Below are 20076 nucleotides of genomic sequence, written 5' to 3' on the forward strand. Positions count from 1 at the left end.
CATCGGGCGTCATGACGCTTATGGGCATGTGTGCGGAAAATATGTCGTGTATTTCCCAGACAATCCCGAATGAACGGAGCGCTCGCTATGGCCCAATTGATTGATGGCAAGAAGCTCGCCGAGGATGTGGTTTCCACGGTGAAGACCGAGACCGAAAAGCTCGTGGCTGCAACCGGCATTGTGCCCGGTATTGCAGTGGTGATTGTCGGCGAAGACCCGGCAAGCCAGGTCTATGTCGCTTCCAAGAGCCGCAAGGCCAAGGAATGCGGTTTTCACTCCGTTCAGCATGACCTCCCGGAAACGGCGTCGGAGCGCGAGCTTCTCGACCTGATCGAGAGCCTGAACAACGACCCCGCCATCCATGGCATTCTGGTGCAGTTGCCGCTGCCCAGGCACATTGATTCAGGCCGGGTGATCCAGACCATTTCCCCCGACAAGGATGTCGACGGTTTCCATTTCATCAATGTCGGAAAGCTTGGCACCGGCGAGGTTGAAACGGCTTTCGTACCCTGCACGCCAGCGGGCGCGATGATCATGATCGAGCGCGTGCATGGCCGCGATCTTTCGGGGCTCAATGCCGTGGTGATCGGGCGTTCCAACATTGTCGGCAAGCCGATGTTCAATCTCCTGCTCGCCGCCAATGCGACGGTTACGGTAGCGCATAGCCGCACGAAAGACCTGCCCGCGATTGCCCGCACGGCGGACATTCTGGTGGCGGCGGTCGGACGCCCGCAGATGGTCAAGGGCGACTGGGTCAAGCCGGGCGCAACAGTGATCGATGTCGGCATCAATCGCATTCCGGCGCCTGAAAGGGGCGAAGGCAAGACGCGACTGGTCGGCGATGTCGATTTCGCGGAAGCCGAAAAGGTCGCCGGAGCGATCACCCCGGTTCCGGGCGGCGTCGGTCCGATGACCATCGCCATGCTCATGGCGAACACGCTCACCTCGGCTTGCCGCACTGCTGGCGTGAAAAAGCCAGTTTTTTGACACAATTGAACTGCGCTTTTTGTGCAGTTTCATTCCGGTTTTGATGGTTTGAGAGGCAAAACAGCTGAAATCACTGTTTTGCCTTAATTTCATTTCCGGCCTTTTCAGAACACCGAAGCGCCTTCGTCAGCCCGACCGGCGATCTGGCGGAAAGCACGAAACAATTCGCGTCCCATGCCATGTTCATTGCCGGAAAGATCGGGGCGATCCTCGCCGCGATCGTTCAGCAGGGCGATATTGGTCAAGGCTTCCAGCGTACCGTTGACGGCATCGAGGCGGATAACATCGCCGTCGCGGATTTTCCCGATGATGCCGCCATCAAGCGCTTCCGGCGTGACATGGATGGCAGAGGGAACCTTGCCCGATGCGCCGGACAGGCGGCCATCGGTGACAAGGGCGACACGCTGGCCGCGATCCTGCAAGATGCCCAGAACTGTCATCAGCTTGTGCAGTTCCGGCATGCCATTGGCTTTCGGGCCCTGATAGCGAACCACGGCGATGAAATCGCCGGTCAGCTCGCCCGCCTTGAACGCGGCCTGCATTTCCGCCTGATCGTTGAATACCCTGGCGGGCGCTTCGATAACCTGACGTTCCGGCTTCACGGCGGAAACCTTGATGATCGCATTGCCGATATTGCCGGTCAGGACCTTGATGCCGCCGGTAGGCTGGAAGGGCGCGTGAATCTTCGCCAGAACCTTGTCGTCGCCGCTTTTTTCCGGCACCGGCTCGCGCACGACATTGCCGTCAGCGCCAAGCTTCGGCTCGATGGCGTAAGGCCGCAGACCTTCGCCGAAGACGGTGCGCACATCCTCATGCAGAATGCCGCCATCGAGAAGCTCGCGGATGAGAAAGCCCATGCCGCCAGCGGCATGGAAATGGTTCACATCGGCAAGACCGTTCGGATAGACACGCGCCAGCAGCGGGACCACGTCCGAAATCTCGGAAATATCATGCCATGTCAGCTTGATGCCGGCGGCGGCGGCCATGGCGATCAGGTGGATGGTATGGTTGGTGGAACCGCCGGTCGCATTGAGACCGATGACGCCATTGACGAAGGAACGCTCGTCCAGCATTTCGCCGACCGGCGTGTATTCATTGCCGAGCGCGGTGATCGCCAGCGCACGCTTTGCCGCTTCGCGGGTCAAGGCGTCGCGCAGCGGCGTTCCCGGATTGATGAAGGATGCGCCCGGCAGATGCAGGCCCATGATTTCCATCAGCATCTGGTTGGAATTGGCCGTGCCGTAGAAAGTGCAGGTGCCGGGGCCGTGATAGGATTTCGACTCCGATTCCAGCAATTCGGCGCGCCCGACCTTGCCTTCGGCATAAAGCTGGCGGGTCTTGGCCTTTTCGTCGTTCGGCAGGCCGCTGGTCATCGGCCCGGCAGGCACGAACACGGCGGGCAGGTGGCCGAAGGCCAGCGCACCGATGATGAGGCCGGGAACGATCTTGTCGCAGACGCCGAGATAAACGGCGGCATCGAACATATCATGCGACAGGCCGACGGCGGTCGCCATCGCAATCACTTCGCGGGAGAACAACGACAGTTCCATGCCCGCGAACCCTTGCGTGACACCATCGCACATGGCGGGCACGCCGCCTGCAACCTGCGCCACGCCGCCTGCTTCACGCGCAGCCTGCTTGATGAGCTGCGGAAAGGTTTCGAACGGCTGATGCGCCGACAGCATGTCGTTATAGGCGGTGATGATGCCGAGGTTCGGAATCTCGTCGCCGGTCAGCGCCGCCTTATCGTGCGGACCGCAGGCGGCAAATCCATGCGCGAGGTTGGCGCAGCCCAGCACCGCCCGCTTCGGCTTGTTGGATGCAGCCTCACGCACACGGCCAAGATAGGCTTCGCGCGTCGGCTTGGACCGTTCGCGAATGCGCGCGGTGATTTCCTGAATGCGTTTATGCGCCGTCTCGGTGGGCATGGGTGTCACCTTTGCCGATATAACCAGAGCATTTCCTGTTTTTGATGAATCGCTGGAAATGCTCGATCTGTTTGTTTTATCGCGCATCTTTTCCGAAAACCGGTTCCCACTTTTCGGGATGCGCTCTAGCTGCTCCAGTAAAGCTGGATCGGTGTGCGGGCATGATGGAAGACAGCCCGCACGGGCATTTCATTCTCGTCATCGCCGGAAAGCGCCTTTTCCAGCGTTGCCTGCTTGGCGGCGCCTTCGATATGCAGAACCAGCATTTCGGCTTCGGCGATGATGGGAAGGGTCAGGGTCAGGCGTTTCTCACCAGCACCCTCGGCATGGATGGGCAGCACGAGCGCCCGGGTTTTCGGGTTGATCGCCTGATCGAGGCGGTCCGCACCCGGAAAGAAGGAGGCGGTATGCCCGTCATTGCCCATGCCAAGCACCACCACGTCGAAAGGACGGCGCAGCGCATCGATGCGGCTGGCGGCGGCAAGCGCCGCCGTTTCAGCGGTCGCTGCCGGATTGTAAAGGCCGACGAACCTTGCCACGCCCGCATGGTCGCGCAGAAGATGCTCACGCACCAGCTTTTCGTTGGAGCGGTCGCTTTCGACGGGCACGAAACGCTCATCCACAAGTGTGATCGTAACAAGGTTCCAGTCGATCATCTTGCGGGAGAGCACTTCGAACAGCCTGAGCGGCGTGGTGCCGCCGGAGACGGCGAGCGTCGCCTGTCCCCGTTCAGCGATGGCGGCATTCAGCTTGTTCGCAATGGCTTCGGAGAGCGCCTGCGCCAGTTCTGTTCCGCTGGTGAAATCGTGCCGTTCGATGCTCATTCCATTCCCTTCCAAGACAGAAATCAGAGGCTTTCGTGCCATGTGCGCCCGTCACGCTCGATGAGCGCGATGGACGATGACGGCCCCCATGTTCCTGCCGTGTAGCCCTGCACAGGCTGGCTGTTCAACTCCCAACCCTGCAGGATCGGATCGACCCAGCGCCATGCGGCTTCAACTTCGTCGCGCCGCATGAACAGCGTCTGGTTGCCGCGAACCACATCCATGATGAGGCGTTCATAGGCATCCGGATTGCGCTCGCTGAAGGATTCGGCAAAGCTCATGTCCAGCGGCACATGGCGCAGGCGCATGCCGCCCGGACCCGGATCCTTGATCATCAGCCACTGCTTCACGCCCTCATCGGGCTGGAGCCGGATGACGAGCTGGTTGGCGATCACCTTGCCGGCGCTTTCGCCAAAGATCGAATGCGGGATCGGCTTGAAGGTAACGACGATTTCCGAAACGCGCGTGGCAAGCCGCTTGCCGGTGCGCAGGTAGAAGGGTACGCCAGCCCAGCGCCAGTTGGCGATTTCGGCCTTCAGCGCCACAAAGGTTTCGGTATTGCTGGTGTCGCTTTCCAGATCTTCCAGATAGCCGCGCACCGGCCCGCCCGCCGAGGCACCGGCGCGATATTGGCCGCGCACCGTCACATCTTCGACATTGAGATTGGTAATCGGCTTCAAGGAGCGCAGAACCTTGACCTTTTCGTCATGGACCGCATCGGCTTCGACCGATGAAGGCGGCTCCATCGCAACAAGGCAGAGAAGCTGGAGAATGTGGTTCTGCACCATGTCGCGCAGCGCGCCCGCCTTGTCGTAATAACCGGCGCGTCCTTCCAGGCCGACCGCTTCGGCGACGGTGATCTGCACATGGTCGATATGGGCGGAGTTCCACAACGGCTCATAAAGCGCATTGGCAAAGCGCAGCGCCATCAGGTTCTGCACGGTTTCCTTGCCGAGATAGTGATCGATGCGGAAAATCTGGTCTTCGCGGAAAACGCTGCCGAGCGTGTCGTTGAGCGCCATGGCGGATTCCAGATCGCGACCGATCGGCTTTTCCACGATGATGCGCGTGTCGCGGGTGATTAGCCCATGCGCTTTCAGCCGAGTGGCGATATCACCGAACAGCGTCGGGCTGACGGCGAGATAGAAAGCGCGGATCTTTTCCGGCTTCTTGCCGATCAGGGTCTTGAGTGCATCCCAGCCTTCTTCCGACTTGGCATCGACAGCCACATAGCTGAGGCGGGCGAGAAACCCGTCGACTTCCTTCTCGTCGACTTCCTCTGGCTTCACATGCTCATGGATGGCATTGCGTGCGAACTGCCGGTATTCGTCATCCGTCATGGCGCTGCGCGATGCGCCGATGATGCGCGTCGGGTCGGTGAGCTGGCCTGCACGCTGACGCTGATACAGCGCCGGGATGAGCTTGCGTTCGGCAAGATCGCCGGAACCGCCGAACACGATGCAGTCGAAGGGCTCTACCGGAATTGTCTGGCTGGTCATCTATCGCTCTCTTCTCTTCTTGCGCAAATCAGTCTGCCTGTGGGCAGCATGCGATTTTAACGCTGCCCTTGTCTATTATCTAATCGATTTAAATTCAACAGTCGCAATGCCGCATTCCCGCGAAAGTGAAAGCATCCTGCGATAATTGACGGATTAACGGCTTGTGCACACATGACATGTTCATCTTAAGGCCATATTGGAACAAACAATCTGGATTCAAGTGATTTGGCCAAGTTGGACGGTATCTTGGTTATGCCAAAGGAGAATGACATGAAGAGGCTGCAGGATAAGGTCGCAATCATCACCGGCGCCGGTTCGGGCTTCGGTTCAGGCATGGCGCGCCGATTTGCAGCCGAGGGTGCCAAGGTCGTTCTCGCCGATGTGAACGTGAAGCATGTTGAGGATGAACTCGCCGAGATCGGCAAGAACGGCCTTGCCGTGCAGGCCGATGTTTCGCGCAAGGACGACATGGAGCGCGTGGCGCGCGCGGCGTTTGAAGCATTCGGCTCCATCGACATCATGATCAACAATGCCGGTTTCACACATCGAAACATGCCGCTGACGGAAGTCACGGAGGACAATTTCGATCTGATCGCCGCGGTCAACATGAAGGCGCTTTATTATTCGACCCAGATCGTGGTGCCGATCATGGAGCATCAGGGCAGCGGCGTCATCATCAACACGGCTTCCGCAACTGCGCTGCGTCCGCGCAAGGGGCTGGTCTGGTACAGCGCCTCCAAGGGCTGGATCATCAGCGCGACCAAGGCCATGGCGCTGGAGCTGGCGGAAAAGAACATCCGCGTCAACTGCATCTGCCCTGCCGAAAGCGAGGGTGAGGCATTGAAGCTGTTTCTGGAGGAGGATACGCCGGAAGCGCGGGCAGCGCTCAAGGCGACCATTCCGCTCGACCGGTTCTCGACGCCCGACGATGTGGCGGAAGCCGCTCTCTGGCTGGCCTCGGACGCCGCGTCGATGGTGACGGGGACGGCACTCAATATCGACGGCGGTTACTCAATCTGAGATTGCAGCTCTGGCGGCCTGCAAATGGCGTTGTTTTGCGCCTCCGGTGCTCATGCTCACCATAACCACAATCTACCAATCTAGCCGTTGGCTTCGGCGAGGAAGTCATCGAAGATGGCTTCCAGCCGCCTGTGCCGTTCGGCTGCCATGAGCTTTCCGGTTTCCGTCTTGAAACCGGAGGCAAGGCCGAACAGTTTCGTGCGGAAATGGTCGAGCGCGAAACGCTTGTCGTCCAGCGGGCGGTTTTCGGCGTGCGGGTCGCGCCAGTCGTAAAGCGCACTGCCCATGCGGCCCGCAATGTAGAAGCACCGCGCTGCACCAATGACGCCGATGGCATCGAGCCGGTCGGCATCCTGCAATATTTTCGCTTCCACCGTGACAGGCTCGATATTCGCCGAAAAACTGTGCGCCTCGATGGCGTGGGCGGCAAGGCCGATGCTCGCTTCATTCCAGCCGAGATCGCGCAGCAGCCCCGTCGCCTTTTCTGCCGCCAGACGCGAAGCGCGGTTTCGGTCGGGCGAATTCTTTTCCACGCTCACGCAATCATGCAGCAGGGCGGCGGCGCAAAGCACTTCCGCATCGCCGCCTTCATGACGCTGAATGGCGGCTGCATTCTTCCAGACGCGGGCAAGGTGGGACAGGTCGTGCGACCCGTCCTCGCCATGTTCGAGCGCATGAGGCAGCAGCCTTTCGGCGAGCGTTTCAAAGGGCGTGAAGATATGTGCTGTCATGCTGGTTCCGCCATGGTTGGGGGATTCGGTCCATGACAGAATTACGGGTTCCTGCGCAGCACGGTCCAGTTATAAAATGCGCCGAGCATCATGATCAGGCATGTGCCGAGAAACACGGAGCGCATGCCGAAGTGACCGCCGACAAAGCCGCCCGCGACCGGCCCGGCAACCTGGCCGACATATTGCGCCGAGACGGAAAGCCCGAGAATGCCGCCCGCCACACGGTCGGGGACATTGTGCCTTATGACGCTGCTGATGCAGGGCAGGAGGCCGCCCAGTGCCAGCCCCATCAGAAAGCGCAGGCCGATCAGCTGCCAGGCTTCGGTCACGAAGGCCTGCGGGATCAACAGGAGTGCGGAAATCGACAGCGCGCCGATGATGACGCGCGTATGGCCGATGCGGTCGGCAAGGCGACCGAGCCGCGATGACGACAGGATGCTGCCGAGTGCGGCAGCCGCCATCACCACGCCGGAAATTAGCGTCACTTTCGTCTGGTCGTCCATCAACTGCATCACATAGACGGTGATGATCGGCTCTATCGACATATTGGCGAAAAGCAGCAGCATGCCCGTCACCAGCATGGCGATAACCGGTTTCCTGTCGGGAACGGCTGCCCAGATGGATTCCGCCTTCTGCTCTTTCGTCGGCTTGGGCGGCTTGCGCTCTTCGCGGATCAGAAATGTCGTGGCCAGAAAGGTGAGAAAGATCACGCCGCCCGCCAGCCAGAAGGTTGCGCGGATGCCGATCAGCGGCGGCAATGCGCCGCCGAGCAGCGGGCCTGCCAGATTGCCCGCCATGATGCCCGCAGAAAGCGCGCCCAGCGCCCAGCCGGTTTTTTCCCTTGGCGTCTGCGTGGCGACGAGGATCATGGAGCCGGACGAATAGCCGCCCGCAATGCCGACGAACAGGCGCAGCGCCACCAGTTGCCACACGCTCGTCACCATGCCGATCAGCGACATGGCGATGGCCATGCCGAGGCTGGCGCGGATCAGCATCAGCTTGCGTCCGTAACGGTCGCCGAGCTTGCCCCACAGCGGCGCGACGAAGGCTGCGGCCAGAAAGGTCGCGCCATAGGCGATGCCCGACCATTGCACGATCGCCGCATGATCCGCGACACCCAGCTGTTCCACATAGAGCGGCAGGAAGGGCAGGAGGAGCGACATGGCTATGAGCGTAGTGAAGGAACCGAGGAGGCAGATCAGCAGGTTCTGCTTCCAGTAGCGTTCCGGGTTGTCTTCGGCGGTCACATTTTCCTGGCAGGCTGCGGTCTCATCGTCGGCAGCGGCTTGGGCGGTGCTCATGTCATATCTCGCGATTGCAATGTATTCCATTTTGGGATACCAAAACGGTATGCATGAATGCGCCTGTCGAAACGACTTGTCAATCGGGGCGCTGCCTTAAAACGGAGAATGGTTGCCGATGTCACAGATGAGGCAGGTTGAAACGCAGCTTCGCGACATGATCCTCGGCCTGGAACTGGGGCCGGGCGAGCGTTTGACCGAACGCTGGATCGAGGCGCAGTTTGCCGCCTCGCGCACACCGATCCGGGCGGCACTTCTGCGGCTGGAAGCGGAGGGGCTGATCTGCCGCGAAGGGCGCGGCTGGACGGTTTCGCCAATCAATCTCGGCGAGATCGAACAGATCGGCGTCTATCGCGAGGCGCTGGAAATCGCCGCGTTAAAGCTGACCTGCGCGCTGGAAGATCGCAGCGGCGTGGAGCCTATTGCGGCCATGCTGGACAGTTGCGACGCCGACACCTCGCGCGAGGAATGGCACCGGATCGGCATGGATTTTCATATCGAGCTGGCGCGGCTTTCCGGCAACGAGTTTCTCAGCCGTGGCGTGCGCGATGCCATGCAGCGCCTCTCACGGGCGCGCTGGCTGGAGGTGCGCGACGAGGCGGCGCTCGCCCGCGCATGGGCCGAACACCGCGCCATTCTCGACGCGGTGCGCGAAGGAAATGCCGAAAAGGCGACGGCGCTGATGGGCGCGCATCTGGACGGAAGCCGCAGCCGCCTCGTCAGCAATCTCCACGAGGACCGTCGCGGCCTCAAGGCGCGCGGCTTTGCCGTCATCAGCGCGTGACAGGGGTCACCGCCATTCGGGCAGCTTATGCCCGTCTCGCGAATAATATTGCGTGCGCCCATCACCGATGCCGATATCCCGCAAGAGATATTCCGGCGAATATTCGTTGATGGTGATACGGGTGCGCCTGAACGAAAACAGGCGTGAAAACAGCGCGCTCCAGCCGCTTTCCGTTGCGTGGCTGATCGCGGAGGCCGTGGCGGTCGTGCAGGCAGAATCGAGGTTTTTCATGATCTCACCTATCGGATGAAGCGGCTGTGGGAGGCAGCCGCCTGTTAAATTCTGCCTATAGCTATGCGCCGGAAAACCTTTGTTTTCCAATCGAACATCGAGTAGTGTGCATAAGGAAAACTTATGCATCATGACGACAGCGCTTCCCCCTTTATCGGCCATTCGCGTTTTTGAATCCGCCGCCCGCCATGCAAGTTTCACCCGCGCTGCGGCGGAGCTGGGCATGACGCAGGCTGCGGTCAGCTATCAGATCAAGATATTGGAGGAGCGCGTCGGCGCGCCCCTGTTTCTGCGTATGCCGCGACAGGTGGAACTGACGGAACTTGGCAAATGTCTGGCGCCTTCCATCACGGAAGCCTTCGAGACGATGCGCAATGCCTTTGCCAGCCTGCGGGAGGATGCGGAGGGCACCCTGTCGATCAGCGTTCTGGCCACCTTTGCCGCCAACTGGCTGGCGCATCGGCTCGGCTCGTTCCAGATGCGGCATCCATCGCTTGCGGTCAGGCTCGACACGTCCGACAGCTTGATCGACTTCGCGACGACCAATGTCGATATCGCGATCCGAAGCGGCTTCGGCAAATGGCCGGGACTGGAAGCGCATCAGCTCATCAAGGCGAGTTTCACGCCGATGCTGAGCCCGGCTCTGGCCGCAACCATCGGCGGGGTGAAGGAACCTGCCGACCTGCTACGGCTCAAGATCATCGACGCGAGCGACCCCTGGTGGAAAATCTGGTTCGAGGCGGCGGGGATCGAAAACCCGCAATTACCGGGCAATACGCAGAACCGGCTTGGAGCGCAGCACATTGAAGGGCGGGCGGCTGCCGCAGGGCAGGGCGTCGGCATCCTGACGCCCGCTTTCCACCAGATGGAAATCGCCACCGGCCAGCTTATCCAGCCCTTCGACATTCTCGGCGACGATGGTCGCGCCTATTGGCTGGTCTATCCCAAATCCCGCCGCACCACGCCAAAAATCCGCGCATTCAGGGAATGGATATTGAGCGAACTCGACTGCGGATAGATGGCAGCAGAAAGGCTCAATCTTTCGATGCGGCGAGGAAAACCGCGTGCTGGGCGTCATATGCGCGCTTGAAAGCCGCGCGTGCCTCCCCGCGCGCGACATAGGCGGCAAGGTTCGGATAGTCGTTCAATATGCCTGAACTCTTCAGCCGCCGCAGTACGGACACCATCAAAAGATCACCGGCACTGAATGCGCCCTCAAGCCAGTCATTATCGCCCAGACAGGCGGAAAGTGCGTCCAGTCTTTTGCGGATACGCGCTTCCACGATCGGCATGCGCTGCTCGTACCAGCTTTCCTGCCGTTCGACAAAACCGGCCATTTCCCGTTCGACGATTACCGGTTCGATGGTGTTATGCGCAGCGAACATCCATGTGATGGCGCGTGCGCGGCCATTGGCGTCATCCGGCAGAAGACCGGGGTTCTGCTCCGCGATATGAAGCACGATCGCGCCGGATTCAAACAGCGCCAGATCGCCCTCTTGATAGGTCGGTATCTGCCCGAAGGGTTGAAGATCGAGGTGGGGGCGGGCTTTCATCGCCTCAAACGAGACGAGGCGCATATCATAGTCCCGCCCGGTCTCTTCAAGCGCCCATCGAACGGGCATGTCCCGCGCCATCCCTCGGCCGCGATCGGGAGAATTTTCAAATGCGGTGATGATAGGACGTGGCGGACTGTCGCCGCTGGAAGGCGTTTTCGTCATGATGGTTCCTCCTCAACATCACTTCAAATGCAAGCCGGGCTTTCCGATGCAATCTCCGCCTTGTTCTCCAAACAATACCGACCAGTTGGTATGTTGTCAACGCGGGTGAAAAGCTAGCACTACAGTTGCACATTCATCAGGTCGTGGCGAACAGAGCGATTTTCGAGCACGGAGGGGAGCGGGGTTAAGGATACGCGAGCACCGGAGCGCAAAAAATGTTCTTTGCCGCCCGGCATCACGAGGAACGCAACTGTTGTTTCAGGAAGGGGAGACACGGTGAGGAGATCGGGCCGAGGATAACAGGAAAGGAGGGACGGATTGGGAAACGGAGAAAGAGGCGGGGGCGAAGCAGCGTGCCGGGCAATGAAAAGCCGGGAAGGTGGCGGCAGGTGCGAAGAGAACAGCGAAAGGGAGATACCATCGCAACGGGGAGGAGACCCGCGTAAACATCCAGATGCAGCAGTCCAATTGTCCAGTCAAAACATGCAATGCCGATCGTGGGGCCTGCTCGTGCGTCTTTTCCTTCGTCGCTCTACGGGGGAGACTTGCTCCATCGCATAAGCGCCAGAACGCCAGGCGCTCAAATTTTTTTCTGTCTCATGTCACATTCGGCATTGCCCGCTCGTCATGTCTATCGAAAGCCCTTCAACCAAAAGGAACGATACCATGACCCCTCTGCTCAACCCGTTCAACGTTGCCCCCGCCACGATGAAATCCTGGATGGCCGCTTCGATGACCATCGCCTCCAGTCTGGAAGCGAGCCTGATCGAACTCGTCAAAATCCGCTCGTCGCAGATCAATGCCTGCGCCAATTGCATCAACATGCATACGGTCGAGGCGCGTTCGCTGGGCGAGACCGAACAGCGCATCTATTTGTTGTCGGCATGGCGCGAAGCACCGTGCTATTCTGAGCGCGAGCGTGCGGCGCTGGGCTGGGTCGACGCGCTGACCCGCCTGTCACAAGGCCACGATCTGGAAGAAGCACGCCGCGCCATGCAGGCACAGTTCTCCGAGGAAGAACAGGTGAACCTTACGCTGATGATCAACATCATCAATGGCTGGAACCGCATGGCGGTCGGCTTCAATCTCTGGTTCGAACCCGAAACCAAGCAGCCTGTCGCAAAGGCAGCCGTCTGATGACCGACATATCCTCACAAGGCGATGCAGCCGAAAGCTTCGATCCGCTGCGCCCGAAACTGATCCGCGTTGCCTATCGTATGCTGGGTTCGGTCGCCGATGCCGAGGATATGGTGCAGGAGGCGTTCATCCGATGGATGAACGCCGACCGCAGCGAGGTGCGCGAGCCGGAAGCCTTCCTGCGCCGCACTGTCACCCGTCTATGCCTCGATTTCCTGAAATCCGGGCGCAACCAGCGCGAAACCTATTTCGGGCCGTGGATTCCCGACCCGGTTGTGGAAGAAGAGGCGGATGACGATGTCACCCTGCCGCTGATGCTGGCGCTGGAGCGTCTTTCGCCGCTGGAACGTGCGGCCTTCCTGCTGCACGACGTCTTCGGGCTGGATTTCGACGAGATAGCGCGGACCATCCAGCGCGATGCCGCAGCCTGCCGCCAGCTTGCGGCGCGGGCTCGCAAGCATGTGCGCGAGGAGCGTCCGCGTTTTCAGGTCGACAGGCAGCGCGGGCTCGAACTGGCGCAGGCCTTTTTCACGGCGTCGCGCAGCGGCGACATGAAAGCGCTTGGTGCGATGCTGGCGGCAGATGTGAACCTTCATGCCGATGGCGGCGGCAAGCGCCCGGCTTTCCCGAAGCCTGTTTTCGGCTTCGACGAGGTGATGAAGACCCACGAGAAACTGGCCGCCTATTTCAGCGGCAACCAGTCCACGCTGTTGCGCACGGTTTTCATCAATGGGTTGCCCGGCTTCATCACGCAAGAAGCCGATGGAGAAATCCAGACAACGGCGCTGGATATCGAAGAAGGAAAGATCGTCGGGATTTATGTCGTGCGCAATCCCGACAAGCTGAAGCACTTGCACTGAACTGGAGCGCCACTATCCGATGAAATAGCGGCAAAGCCCCGCCGCGCTAATGCCGATCAGCACGGTCGGCAGCATGGAAAAGCGCGTTGCAGCGAAGATGGTGATCGCGAGCGCTATCAGGTCGGCAGGCTTGTCCGACACGAAATCGGGCGCGATGACCGAGATCAGGACGCAGCCGGGGGCTGCTTCCATCACCGCCGTCGCACGTTTGCTGAGCGTACGGTTGCGCAGCAGCACATAGCCGCCGATCCGCGTGAGATAGGTGACGCTTGCCATCAGGACGATGGTCAGAACAGCTAACGGATCGATCATTCTTCACCTGCCAGCAGATAGGCTGCAACGAGACCGGACAAGGCCCCGGCGGCGACATACCAGGCGCCGGGAATGGTGAGATAGGTCAGTGCGGCCACGACAAGGCTGACCAGCCAGGGCCGCGCGGCCGCGAAGCCTTTCCACATGCCCGCCAGCAGCACCAGAAATACCGCCGGAAACGCCATGTCGAAACCATAGGGGCGCAGGTCTCCCATCATCGGCCCAAAGGCCGCACCCAGCGTGGTGAATAAAACCCATGCAAGGTAGAAAGGAATCGCCACGCCGGCATAGAAGGTGAGGCTCAAGGCCGGATTGACGCCCTTCGACTGGCGACGTTTGGCGTCGGCAAGGCCGAGCGCCCAGCTTTCATCGCACATCAGAAACAGGCTGGCGAATGCCTTGCGCTTGGGCAGATGGCGGATGAACGGGGCCAGCGCCGCGCCCATCAGCAGGTGGCGGCTGTTGACCAGAAAGGTGATGGCGACGATCAGCAGGACATGCGGCGGTGAGGTCCAGAGCTGGATGGCCGCAAATTCCGACCCGCCTGCAAAGTTCAGTCCGGTCATCAGCGGCACTTCCACGATGCTGAGGCCTTTTTGAGCCGCCTGCGCGCCCAGCACCAGCGCATAGGGAATGATGCCAAGCAGAACCGGCAGACCGGCTGCGGCCCCGCGACGGAATTCCGAGCCGCGCCCGGATCTGCTTTTTTGAGGCGCATAGGCCTGTGAAATATCCATAGAATTCCTGCTGGAGCGGTGCGCTCTGTCTGGTTGTTTGGCGGCGCTTGTGCAGCGTCGGGCGTCTCATCTGGCTGCAAGATACTGTGGCTGGCCGCTGGTTCGCGGCCGCCCCTTGGTCAGTCTCTTGCGGGCTTTCTTGAGAGGTTTCGCAACTATAACCGTTCTCTTCGGCAATTTGGTTGCGAATTACGCCGGTTTGCGCCAATGTTTGGCAGGAAATGCCACAGATATCGCCATAAATGGAATTCAAAGCCAATGAAGCTGGATGAGATCGATAAACGGATTCTCCGCGTGCTGCAGCGCGATGGCCGCATTGCCAATAATGATCTGGCACGCGAGGTCGGCCTGTCGCCTTCGCCCTGCTTGCGGCGGGTGAAGCTTCTGGAAGAGGCGGGCGTGATCGACCGCTATGTCGCCGTGTTGAACCCGGCCAAGGTCGGCAAGGGTTTGACTTTCTTCACGCGCATCCGGCTGGACCAGCAGGACGAGGAGACGCTGCAGACCTTCGCCAAGGAAATCCTGAAGCTGCCGCAGGTGCTCGAATGCTATTTCATGCTGGGCGACTATGATGCGATGATCCGGGTGGTCGCGGCGGATATCGAGGATTACCGCCGCTTCCAGTCGGAATATCTGAGCCGGATCAAGGGCGTTCAGAACCTGAAGACCGACGTGCCGAGCCAGACGGTCAAGCAGACTTCCGAAATGCCCCTGTAGCGGCATTTGTCGGGGGGATGCGATTATGCAGCCTCCTCTCTGGCAGGCATCGGGTGCGCGCGCGCCAGCTCCTCATTGATCTGATCGGCCAGTGCGAAGAAGTGCCTTCGCACCTGCGGAGCATAGGGGTTGGCGTGTTCGATCGCCTGAAATACTTCCGGCGCATCGTGGCGCACCATGCCGACCGCCTGCATCAGAAGATCGAAGCTCTTCGTCGTCATGCGGGTTGGCAATGGTTCCATCTGCACCAGAACCCGGGCGATCAGATGCGTCAGGCCCTGAACCATCGCCGCCTCGCGGTCGTGGTCCTCCGGTGTCGTTATGAAGACATTGAGGGAAAGATTCTTTTTCAGGAAGGCCGCAACGCGGTGGAAGCGCGTGCCGCGCACGGGGCAGATGGCGATTTTCAGTCCGGCAATGCCGTGGCGCGCGCTTTGCGGACCGAACAGCGGATGCGTGGCGACGATATCGACATGCGCGGGAAGGCCACGCCGCATGATGTCGGCAGGCCCGACCTTGACCGAGCCTACGTCCAGAACGAGCGCGCCGGGGCAAAGATGCGGAGCGATCTTATCCACCACGCTTTCGAGCGTTGCAACCGGCGTTGCAAGGATGACGATATCGCAGGCCGCAACCTGCTCCACGGAGGCCAGGGCAACACCGTGCACAAGTGCGGTCTGTTCCGGCTCTGCGGCAGGATCGTAAACATAGAGCCGGAAATACGGGTTCAGGTGACGGGCAATAAGCTGCCCGAATGCACCAAAGCCGATAATGCCGATTTTCGTATGCTGATTTCTGTCGCGAGACATGGACTGACCTCTTAAGGGCCGCATGGCCAGAGGCGCTGTCCTTGAAACTCAACCGCTGGCAATGCGGCGGTTGAACTATGACAAAGCAAACCCGCCGCTATGTGCGCGGGGCGTAATAAGACCGGGTGCTGATGCGTGCTTTGTTCATGCTGTCTAGCTATTCCTGCTTCGGGCGCATGTCAACATGTGGTTTATTTCAGATAGGCGCGAACCACGTCGACAAGTTCGCCTGCGCCTTCATCACGCTCCTTTTGCGGAAGGGCGCCATCGGCCACATGCATGAGAATATGGTCTTCGATCACTTCCGCCATCAGCCCGTTGACCGCGCCGCGAACGCCCGCAATCACCTGCATGACTTCCGCGCAGCCCTTCTCGTCTTCGAGCATCCGTTCCACGCCCTCCAGCTGGCCACGAATGCGGCGCACGCGGTTGATGAGCTTCTGCTTCTCGCGGATGGTATGGGTCATGGGCGCTTCGGTCCTTCATGGCAATATTGCTGGCATTCACGCGGTGCGCGGTTCAACCTCCACCGTCACATGCGACAAATCATGGATTGCAGCAAGCTTGTTCCGGTAATAGGACGGCGCTCGCGGCTCCTCCGCGATGATGGAAACGATGGCGCCGTGATGGCCCGGCCCGAGCTGCCAGACATGCAGGTCGGCGATCTCCCCGCCCTCGCGGCTGATGATTTCGGCGATCTCGTCCGGCAGGTCTTCTCCATCGGGCAGGTAGTCGAGCAGGGTCGAGCCGGTGTCCTTGATCAGCCCCCACGACCAGCGTGCGATCACCACCGCACCGACGATGCCGATCGCCGGGTCAAGCCAAAGCCATCCATAAAGACTGCCCAGCAGAAGCGCCGCGATGGCAAGCACCGATGTCAGTGCGTCGGCGAGCACATGCATATAGGCGGCGCGCAGGTTCTGGTCATGACCGTGATGATGATCGTGGCCCGGTTCATGGTGATGATGGCCATGGTGGTGCGAATGGTCGTCCCTCAGAAGCCAGGCGCAGACGAGATTGACGATCAACCCGATGACAGCGACCAGAATGGCCTCCTGAAAGCCGATGTTGACCGGTGCGCTGAACCGCCAGAAGCTTTCCCAGCCGATCAGAAGTGCGATCAGCGCCAGAACGATGGCGCTGGCAAAGCCTGCCAGATCGCCGAGCTTGCCGGTGCCGAAGGTGAACCGCGCATTATGCGCGTGTCTGCGTGCATAAACATAGGCGAGGGCCGCGATCAGCATCGCCGCCGCATGGGTGGACATATGCCAGCCGTCGGCGGTGAGCGCCATGGAGCCGTAAAGGTTTCCGGCGATGATCTCCACGATCATCATCGTCGCCGTGATGGCGATAACGAGCCATGTCCGCTTTTCATTGCGCCGGTGGTTTTCTCCCAGAAAGACATGGTCGTGTCCGGAGACTGGATGACGCCCGGAATGGTCGGCATGGTGATGCGTGCTCATGGAAACGCTCCCTTATTAGAATAGTGGGGTATACTATTTTTGAGCATGTTACAAATCACACTTTCATGGGGAGCGTTTAACCTCGATCAGCAGGAATGACCGCTGGCAACGCCTCTCAACGGCAGAAAAATACACCTTTAGCGGTAGGACCTACACCTATTCGAGAGGCCTTATGGCCTGATTGCAGGAATCTTTTCGGGGGCGGGATCGGCTAATATCGGAGTCGTAACTTGGGGCAAAGCATCGAAGCGCCGCTGGTCCGGGCAACGCGGAACGACGCTTCGGATTTTGAAGCTGCGCATCGTGCTTTGCCAGAAATCCACGCTGATTTTCAGGCCGGTGCCGTAACGAGAAGAGCGGAGGGATTCATGTCTTCAGACAAGAACGGGCATTCGCCGCGCAGTCGTGCGCGACGGCATTTTCTGGGCCTAACAGCCGCCACTGCCGCCAAGGTTGCGGCGCTGGGGGTGTTTGCTGCAACGGTGTCTTCCCGCCCGTCACAGGCGCTGGGCACGAAATGGTGGCATGGCGGACATGGCGGTGGCGGCGGAGGAGGCTCCGGCGCCAATTGTCTCCTGAAAGGAACGCTGATCGAAACGCCCGGCGGCCCGATGGCGGTGGAGGCATTGTCTGTCGGCGATCTTGTGACGACGGTCCGGGGCGACGCGCGCCCGATCAAGTGGGTCGGCTGGCAGAGCCACAGAAAGGGCGGCATGCAATGGGACGAGAGCGTGATGCCGATCCGCGTCAGGCGCCATGCCATCGACGGGAAAACACCGCAGCGCGACCTTTATCTTTCGCCCAACCACGCGCTGCTCATCGATGACGTGCTGATCCGCGTTAAGGATCTGGTCAACGGGCAGAGCATCGCCCGCGTGTCGATGGACAAGCCGATCGACTATTACAACATCGTTCTCGACAGCCATGATGCCGTGCTGGCGGAAGGGGCTGCCGTGGAGACTTACCTGATGCGCGGCGACAGCTACAGGAGTTTCACCAATTTTGCCGAATATCAGGAATTATATCCCGAGGAAGCCAATATCATCATGCAGCCCTATGCGCCGCTGATGGGCTATGAAGGTGCCCGCCAGCACATCCATGCGCTGTTGTGCATGAGCGGCATTCTCCCTGTGCGGGACGTGGTTGAGGAAACCTATCAGCGTCTGGCCGCGAAGGCAGGTGCAATCGTAGCGTAGAACATGAAGCACCGGACGATGGTAAGAATGGCGGGGTGCCGACTGCACTCCGCCTTTTTCCCGAGAGCAGTCCGGCCTAGATCCTGTCCATCAACGCATACCATGACAGGGCAAGGAACAGGAGCGGCGAGCGGAAGGTGCGGCCGCCGGGGAAGGCGAGGATGCGCAGTTCTTCGAACAGTTTCAGCCTGTCGCGATTGCCTGCAAGGGTTTCCGCGTAAAGCTTGCCCATGTAGTTGGCCAACATGACGCCATGGCCGGAATAGCCGCCTGCTGAAATGACGCCCGGCATGACCTCGCGCACGAAGGGCTGGCGCGGCATGGTTATGCCGACCGAACCGCCCCATGCATGAGTGATCTCGACATTATCCAGCGCCGGATAAATCTCGGCGATCTGGCGGCGAATATGGGTGCTGATGTCGCGCGGATTGTCGGCGGTATAGGCCTCGCGCCCGCCGAAAAGCAGCCTGCCGTCCTTCGAGCGGCGGAAATAGCGCACCACGAAGCGGGAATCGTCGATGGATTCACCGCCCGGAATGACCGGGCTGTCATCGCCCAGCGGCACTGTCGCCCCAATAAAGGAGCGGATCGGCATGACATGCGATGTGCTGACCGGTTCCAGCACCCCGCCATAGGCCCCACCGTAGGCATTGACGGCGATGAAAGCGTTTTTCGCGACGATGGTTCCGCGATCGGTTTCGACCTCGACCCGTCCGCTCGCCGTGCTGATTTTGGTGGCTCTGGTGTCTTCGAACAGTTTTGCGCCTGCCGCCTGCGCCGCTTTTGCGGTTCCGACAAGCAGTTTCAGCGGATGAATGTGGCCGGTCCCCGCATCATAGACGCCGCCATGATACCGTTCGGACCCGAGCAGGCTCGCCGTTTCCCGACGGTCGAGCAGACGCAGATGCGGATAGTTGAACCGGCTTGCCATCAGCTCGACGTGACGCTCATACGATTTCAGATAGCGCGGCTTGTGCACGACCGAAATCTGGCCGGGCACATATTCCATGTCGATCCCGTGCTGATCGGCAAAGGCGAGAAGATGGGCCTTGGCTTCCTCCGCCACATCGAAGAGGGCCTTGGCGCGTTCAAAGCCATATTGGGCTTCGAGGTCTTCGGCCCATGTGCGCTGGCCGGTGCCGAACTGCCCGCCATTGCGGCCCGACGCCCCATCCCCGAACCGCGCGCCGTCGATCAGCGTGACGTCCACGCCCTGCCTTGCGAGATGATAAGCCGCTGAAAGCCCCGTATACCCGCCGCCGATGACAACGACATCCGCCTGCCGCGACCCATCCATCTCCGGATATTGCGGGCGGTCCGGAACGGTCGCCTCGTACCAGGAATAGCCGGGCGAGATTGGGGACTGGTAGGGCATGGGCGGCTCCGGATGGGTAGGGCAGTAAGGCAATAGGGCAATAAGGCAGTATGTTTATTGATCGGTGAGCTTCCGGATCAGAAGCCTGAGAAGTTTGCCAATACTTTCGCTTTTCACCAACATTGAATTGATTGTTTCGTTCTGCATGAAACCAAGCCTTTCGGCGATGAGGAGATGCGTTTCCATTTCCTTGAGAGAGCCTTGGGCAATGCGCAGGAATTGCTGGTAAGAACCGCGATTTTCTCGCCCGAACCCTTCAGCAATATTAGCAGGAACAGAAACGGCGGCGCGGCGAACCTGACTTGTCAGACCGTAGATTTCTTCCTTGGGCCAGCCATCGGTCACTTTATAAATTGAGATGACCATCTCCATGGCCTGCTGCCAAACAAGGAGATCACGATATGAATTGACTGTCATGATCCCCCGTTTAGTTTTTTCCTACTGCCC

General features: G+C 60.1%; 22 protein-coding genes. 8 read left to right on the top strand and 14 right to left on the bottom strand.

Features of this window, described 5'->3' with window-relative positions:
- Positions 1 to 87: 87 nt before the first annotated feature.
- Positions 88 to 987 carry a bifunctional methylenetetrahydrofolate dehydrogenase/methenyltetrahydrofolate cyclohydrolase FolD gene (gene folD / locus JNC63_RS17175; protein WP_025091015.1) on the top strand — a complete coding sequence of 300 codons (900 nt, stop codon included), beginning with the start codon at positions 88 to 90 and terminating at the stop codon, positions 985 to 987.
- A 104-nt stretch (positions 988 to 1091) separates the two neighbouring features.
- Here folD and edd read toward each other — a convergent pair whose 3' ends face one another.
- The 3 genes from edd to zwf all read right to left on the bottom strand — a co-directional run bounded on the left by edd (position 1092) and on the right by zwf (position 5238).
- Entirely contained in the window at positions 1092 to 2915 is a 1824-nt protein-coding gene (gene edd, locus JNC63_RS17180) for a phosphogluconate dehydratase (RefSeq protein ID WP_025091016.1), read from the bottom strand.
- A gap of 125 nt (positions 2916 to 3040) precedes the next feature.
- A complete protein-coding gene (pgl, locus tag JNC63_RS17185) occupies positions 3041 to 3739 on the bottom strand; it encodes a 6-phosphogluconolactonase (protein ID WP_021587394.1) in 699 nt (232 codons plus the stop codon).
- A 23-nt stretch (positions 3740 to 3762) separates the two neighbouring features.
- Positions 3763 to 5238: a glucose-6-phosphate dehydrogenase gene (gene zwf, locus JNC63_RS17190; RefSeq protein WP_006469298.1), complete on the bottom strand. Its 1476-nt coding sequence runs from the start codon at positions 5236 to 5238 to the stop codon at positions 3763 to 3765.
- A 270-nt stretch (positions 5239 to 5508) separates the two neighbouring features.
- On the opposite strand from zwf, the gene JNC63_RS17195 reads away from it, so the two are divergent.
- Positions 5509 to 6258, top strand: coding sequence for an SDR family oxidoreductase (locus JNC63_RS17195; RefSeq protein WP_006473068.1), 750 nt, complete (start codon positions 5509 to 5511; stop codon positions 6256 to 6258).
- An 80-nt stretch (positions 6259 to 6338) separates the two neighbouring features.
- On the opposite strand, the gene JNC63_RS17200 is transcribed toward JNC63_RS17195, so the two are convergent.
- Complete coding sequence (locus JNC63_RS17200) at positions 6339 to 6989, bottom strand: HD domain-containing protein (RefSeq protein ID WP_063620276.1); 651 nt, start codon at positions 6987 to 6989, stop codon at positions 6339 to 6341.
- A 41-nt stretch (positions 6990 to 7030) separates the two neighbouring features.
- The gene (locus tag JNC63_RS17205; protein WP_063620275.1) at positions 7031 to 8290 is read right to left on the bottom strand and encodes a multidrug efflux MFS transporter; all 1260 of its coding nucleotides are present in this window, start codon (positions 8288 to 8290) and stop codon (positions 7031 to 7033) included.
- Between the two features lie 118 nt (positions 8291 to 8408).
- On the opposite strand from JNC63_RS17205, the gene JNC63_RS17210 reads away from it, so the two are divergent.
- Positions 8409 to 9074, top strand: coding sequence for a GntR family transcriptional regulator (locus tag JNC63_RS17210; protein ID WP_006473066.1), 666 nt, complete (start codon positions 8409 to 8411; stop codon positions 9072 to 9074).
- A gap of 6 nt (positions 9075 to 9080) precedes the next feature.
- Here JNC63_RS17210 and JNC63_RS17215 read toward each other — a convergent pair whose 3' ends face one another.
- Positions 9081 to 9305 (bottom strand): hypothetical protein, encoded by a 225-nt coding sequence (locus tag JNC63_RS17215; protein WP_063620274.1) that lies wholly within the window; start codon positions 9303 to 9305, stop codon positions 9081 to 9083.
- A gap of 130 nt (positions 9306 to 9435) precedes the next feature.
- Here JNC63_RS17215 and gcvA point away from each other — a divergent pair, with 130 nt between their 5' ends.
- Positions 9436 to 10323: a transcriptional regulator GcvA gene (gene gcvA, locus JNC63_RS17220; RefSeq protein WP_063620273.1), complete on the top strand. Its 888-nt coding sequence runs from the start codon at positions 9436 to 9438 to the stop codon at positions 10321 to 10323.
- 16 nt (positions 10324 to 10339) lie between these two features.
- Here the strand turns inward: gcvA and JNC63_RS17225 are convergent, their stop codons facing one another.
- Positions 10340 to 11023 (bottom strand): glutathione S-transferase family protein, encoded by a 684-nt coding sequence (locus tag JNC63_RS17225; protein ID WP_075041842.1) that lies wholly within the window; start codon positions 11021 to 11023, stop codon positions 10340 to 10342.
- A gap of 666 nt (positions 11024 to 11689) precedes the next feature.
- Between JNC63_RS17225 and JNC63_RS17230 the strand changes: the two genes are divergently transcribed.
- Together JNC63_RS17230 and JNC63_RS17235 are read left to right on the top strand one after the other, a co-directional pair.
- Positions 11690 to 12160 carry a carboxymuconolactone decarboxylase family protein gene (locus tag JNC63_RS17230; protein WP_063620271.1) on the top strand — a complete coding sequence of 157 codons (471 nt, stop codon included), beginning with the start codon at positions 11690 to 11692 and terminating at the stop codon, positions 12158 to 12160.
- The gene (locus JNC63_RS17235; protein ID WP_063620270.1) at positions 12160 to 13020 is read left to right on the top strand and encodes a sigma-70 family RNA polymerase sigma factor; all 861 of its coding nucleotides are present in this window, start codon (positions 12160 to 12162) and stop codon (positions 13018 to 13020) included. The genes JNC63_RS17230 and JNC63_RS17235 overlap by 1 nt, the downstream gene beginning before the upstream one ends.
- A 12-nt stretch (positions 13021 to 13032) precedes the next feature.
- Here the strand turns inward: JNC63_RS17235 and JNC63_RS17240 are convergent, their stop codons facing one another.
- Positions 13033 to 13332 carry a branched-chain amino acid transport AzlD family protein gene (locus JNC63_RS17240; RefSeq protein ID WP_063620269.1) on the bottom strand — a complete coding sequence of 100 codons (300 nt, stop codon included), beginning with the start codon at positions 13330 to 13332 and terminating at the stop codon, positions 13033 to 13035.
- A complete protein-coding gene (locus JNC63_RS17245) occupies positions 13329 to 14069 on the bottom strand; it encodes an AzlC family ABC transporter permease (protein ID WP_006473062.1) in 741 nt (246 codons plus the stop codon). The genes JNC63_RS17240 and JNC63_RS17245 overlap by 4 nt, the downstream gene beginning before the upstream one ends.
- 258 nt (positions 14070 to 14327) lie before the next feature.
- Here JNC63_RS17245 and JNC63_RS17250 point away from each other — a divergent pair, with 258 nt between their 5' ends.
- Positions 14328 to 14786: an Lrp/AsnC family transcriptional regulator gene (locus tag JNC63_RS17250; protein WP_006473061.1), complete on the top strand. Its 459-nt coding sequence runs from the start codon at positions 14328 to 14330 to the stop codon at positions 14784 to 14786.
- A gap of 23 nt (positions 14787 to 14809) precedes the next feature.
- Here JNC63_RS17250 and JNC63_RS17255 read toward each other — a convergent pair whose 3' ends face one another.
- The 3 genes from JNC63_RS17255 to dmeF form a co-directional block, all read right to left on the bottom strand.
- Positions 14810 to 15595, bottom strand: coding sequence for a prephenate dehydrogenase/arogenate dehydrogenase family protein (locus tag JNC63_RS17255; protein WP_063620268.1), 786 nt, complete (start codon positions 15593 to 15595; stop codon positions 14810 to 14812).
- A gap of 191 nt (positions 15596 to 15786) precedes the next feature.
- On the bottom strand, positions 15787 to 16062 hold the full coding sequence (locus JNC63_RS17260) for a metal/formaldehyde-sensitive transcriptional repressor (RefSeq protein WP_021587391.1): 276 nt from the start codon (positions 16060 to 16062) through the stop codon (positions 15787 to 15789).
- 36 nt (positions 16063 to 16098) lie between these two features.
- Positions 16099 to 17058 (bottom strand): CDF family Co(II)/Ni(II) efflux transporter DmeF, encoded by a 960-nt coding sequence (gene dmeF / locus JNC63_RS17265; protein WP_063620267.1) that lies wholly within the window; start codon positions 17056 to 17058, stop codon positions 16099 to 16101.
- Positions 17059 to 17426: 368 nt separating this feature from the next.
- Between dmeF and JNC63_RS17270 the strand changes: the two genes are divergently transcribed.
- On the top strand, positions 17427 to 18254 hold the full coding sequence (locus JNC63_RS17270) for a Hint domain-containing protein (protein ID WP_063620305.1): 828 nt from the start codon (positions 17427 to 17429) through the stop codon (positions 18252 to 18254).
- Positions 18255 to 18330: 76 nt separating this feature from the next.
- Here the strand turns inward: JNC63_RS17270 and JNC63_RS17275 are convergent, their stop codons facing one another.
- Both JNC63_RS17275 and JNC63_RS17280 read right to left on the bottom strand, forming a co-directional pair.
- Positions 18331 to 19629 (bottom strand): NAD(P)/FAD-dependent oxidoreductase, encoded by a 1299-nt coding sequence (locus JNC63_RS17275; RefSeq protein ID WP_063620266.1) that lies wholly within the window; start codon positions 19627 to 19629, stop codon positions 18331 to 18333.
- A 54-nt stretch (positions 19630 to 19683) separates the two neighbouring features.
- Positions 19684 to 20046: a four helix bundle protein gene (locus JNC63_RS17280; protein ID WP_063620265.1), complete on the bottom strand. Its 363-nt coding sequence runs from the start codon at positions 20044 to 20046 to the stop codon at positions 19684 to 19686.
- Positions 20047 to 20076 lie beyond the last annotated feature (30 nt).

Origin of the sequence: Brucella ciceri (genome assembly GCF_041930145.1) — a bacterium.
Classification (GTDB): domain Bacteria; phylum Pseudomonadota; class Alphaproteobacteria; order Rhizobiales; family Rhizobiaceae; genus Brucella; species Brucella intermedia.